Genomic DNA, 3,089 nt, shown 5'->3' with positions numbered 1-3,089 from the left:
AGCCCGCCGCCCGGCCCTCCGTCAGCGGCAGCAGCAGCGCGCACAGGGCCGCCGCCAGCAGCGCCGTACCGGCGAGGTCCGCCCGCCCCGGCCGCTCCGCCTGGCTGTCCGGCACCGACCGCAGCGCACAGCCGAACGCCACCGCGGCCACCGGCACGTTCACCAGGAACACCGCGCGCCAGCCGGTGCCCGCCAGGTCGGCGGCGACCAGCACCCCGCCCAGCACCTGCCCCAGCACGACGGACACGCCGCCCACCGAGCCGTACAGCGCGACCGCGCGGGCCCGTCGCTCGCCGGACGTCGTCGCGTGGAGGGTCGCCAGCACCTGCGGCAGCAGCGCCGCCGACGCCGCACCCTGCGCCGCCCGCGCGGCCACCAGCCACCACGCACCGGGCGCCAGCCCGCAGGCCAGGGAGGTCGCCCCGAAACCGGCCACACCCCACAGGAACAGCCGCCGCCGGCCGAAGCAGTCCCCGAGCCGGCCACCGAGGACGAGCAGCACGGCGTACGCCACCGCGTATCCGGCCACCACCATCTCCAGGGTGGCCGGCGGCGCGTGCAGGTCACGGGCGACCGCCGGCAGCGCCACGTTCACGACGAAGAAGTCGATCATAGGCAGCGCCGTGCCCAGGAGCAGGGTGAGCAGGCCGAGCGGGCTGAGGGCCGCCCGGTGCGGGGCGGCGGACACGGATGAGGTCGTCGTGGTCACGCCCCGACCCTGCGCCCGCGCCCAGCGGGGTACCAGGCGGCGCTCATCCGGGTACCGGCACCACCTGGAACACGGCTGCGCTCTGACGGCACCCTGGTGTCATGACCACCGCAGTGCCCGAGCAGACCCAGCACATCCGGCGCCGGGAACTGGCCGCCTTCCTGCGCAGCCGGCGCGAGCGGATCACGCCGGAACAGGTGGGCCTGCCCCGCGGCACCCGCCGCCGCACGCCCGGACTGCGCCGCGAGGAGGTCGCCCAGCTCTCCGCGGTCGGCATCACCTGGTACACCTGGATCGAGCAGGCCCGGGCCGCGCACGTGTCCGCGCAGGTGCTGGACGCCGTCGCCCGGGCCCTGCTCATGGACCCCACCGAGCGCGCCCACCTGTTCGCCCTCGCCGGGACCACCGACCCGCGCACCGAGGCCGAGTGCCCGGCCGCGTCGAAGACCGCGCTGAAGGTCGTCGAACGGCTCGCCCCCTACCCCGCCTCCCTCCAGAACGCCCGCTACGACGTCCTCGCCGCCAACCGCCCCTTCGCCCGGCTCTTCGGCGACCCCGCCGAGCTGCCCCCGGCCGACCGGAACTGCCTGTGGCTGCTGACCACCAGCGAGCGCTGGAAGCGGGACTTCCTGGACCGGGACGAGATGCTGCGGGACCTGATCGCCAAGTACCGGGCGGGCATGGCCGAGCACGTCGCCGAGCCCGTCTGGAAGGAGCAGCTGGGCCGGCTGCTGCGGGCCTCCGCCGAGTTCCGCGAGCTGTGGCAGCGGCACGAGGTCGCGCCGATGTCCCCGCACGTCAAGCGGTACCGGCACCCCCGGGTCGGGCTGATCCGCCTGGAGCACCGGAACATGTGGCTCGCCCCACAGGCCCCGGCCCACCGCGTGGTCGCCTACCTGCCCGCCGACGAGGAGAGCGAGGAGCGGCTGGAGCGCCTGGCGGAACTGCCGGACGAGCAGCCGGCCGGGTGAGGGACAATGGTTGCTCGCCCCGTGTCCCTGTGCCGTCCATCCGTTCCGGAGCCCTGACGATGACCCACCCGCTCTCCATCGGCCCGCACGCCGTGACGCCGCCCGTCGTGCTCGCACCCATGGCGGGGATCACCAACGCGCCCTTCCGCACCCTGTGCCGGGAGTTCAGCGGCGGCAAGGGCCTGTTCGTCAGCGAGATGATCACGACCCGGGCGCTGGTCGAGCGCAACGAGAAGACCATGCAGCTGATCAGGTTCGACGCGAGCGAGCGCCCGCGGTCGATCCAGCTGTACGGCGTCGACCCGGCGACCGTCGGCAAGGCCGTCCGCATGATCGCGGAGGAGGACCTGGCCGACCACATCGACCTGAACTTCGGCTGCCCGGTGCCGAAGGTGACGCGTAAGGGCGGCGGGTCCGCGCTGCCGTACAAGCGGAACCTGCTGCGGGCGATCCTGCGCGAGGCCGTCTCCGGAGCCGGGGACCTGCCGGTGACCATGAAGATGCGCAAGGGCATCGACGACGATCACATCACCTTCCTGGACGCCGGCCGTATCGCCGTGGAGGAGGGTGTGACGGCGATCGCCCTGCACGGCCGCACCGCCGCGCAGCACTACGGCGGCACCGCCGACTGGGACGCCATCGCCCGGCTGAAGGAACACGTGCCGGAGATCCCCGTGCTCGGCAACGGTGACATCTGGTCGGCCGAGGACGCGCTGCGGATGGTGCGGGAGACCGGCTGCGACGGGGTCGTCGTGGGCCGCGGGTGCCTGGGCCGGCCGTGGCTGTTCGCGGACCTGGTCGCCGCGTTCGAGGGGCGGCTGGACGAGGTCGCCCGGCCGACGCTGCGGGTGGTGGCCGACGTCATGGTCCGCCATGCCGGGCTGCTCGGTGAGTGGATCGGTGACGAGTCCAAGGGCGTGGTCGACTTCCGCAAGCACGTCGCCTGGTACCTGAAGGGTTTCGCCGTCGGGTCCGAGATGCGCAAGCGGCTCGCGATCACCTCGTCGCTGGAGGAGCTGCGGGCCGGGCTGGACGAGCTGGACCTGGACCAGGCGTGGCCGGTGGGGGCGGAGGGGCCGCGCGGCCGTACGTCCGGCAACAACCGGGTGGTGCTGCCGGACGGGTGGCTGAAGGATCCGTACGACTGTGCCGGCGTGAGTGAGGATGCGGAACTCGACACGTCGGGTGGCTGAGCCGACGTTCCCTGTGCTGACGGGGGCCGGCTCGGTCGGCTCTTTCCGGTGAGCGTCGCGGGGCTCCGCCCCGCACCCCGCCAGGGGCTCCGCCCCTGGACCCCGCCTCGCCCACCCACCACCCGACTCGGTGGGCTGAAGGGTGGGGGTTGGCGGCTCGGTGGGCTGAAGGGTGGGCGTCGGCGGCTCGGTGGGCTGATGGGTGGGGGTCGGCGG

The 3,089-nt window shown here is 74.0% G+C and carries 3 protein-coding genes; 2 read left to right on the top strand and 1 reads right to left on the bottom strand.

The genetic code is table 11. The features are described from left to right. Positions 1-709, bottom strand: a 709-nt coding sequence (locus tag GT045_RS07415; protein ID WP_345942572.1) for an MFS transporter, incomplete at its 3' end; no start/stop codon positions are given. Positions 710-810: 101 nt separating this feature from the next. Between GT045_RS07415 and GT045_RS07410 the strand changes: the two genes are divergently transcribed. Together GT045_RS07410 and dusB are read left to right on the top strand one after the other, a co-directional pair. After that, on the top strand, positions 811-1,680 hold the full coding sequence (locus GT045_RS07410; RefSeq protein WP_161333673.1) for a helix-turn-helix transcriptional regulator: 870 nt from the start codon (positions 811-813) through the stop codon (positions 1,678-1,680). Between the two features lie 59 nt (positions 1,681-1,739). Further along, positions 1,740-2,873, top strand: coding sequence for a tRNA dihydrouridine synthase DusB (dusB, locus tag GT045_RS07405; protein ID WP_161292122.1), 1,134 nt, complete (start codon positions 1,740-1,742; stop codon positions 2,871-2,873). The last annotated feature ends 216 nt before the right edge of the window (positions 2,874-3,089 follow it).

The organism is Streptomyces sp. SID486 (assembly GCF_009865385.1).
In the GTDB taxonomy this organism is placed as follows: domain Bacteria; phylum Actinomycetota; class Actinomycetes; order Streptomycetales; family Streptomycetaceae; genus Streptomyces.
Note: the sequence above shows the minus strand (reverse complement) of the source record. Positions and strands in the feature narration are given on the sequence as shown.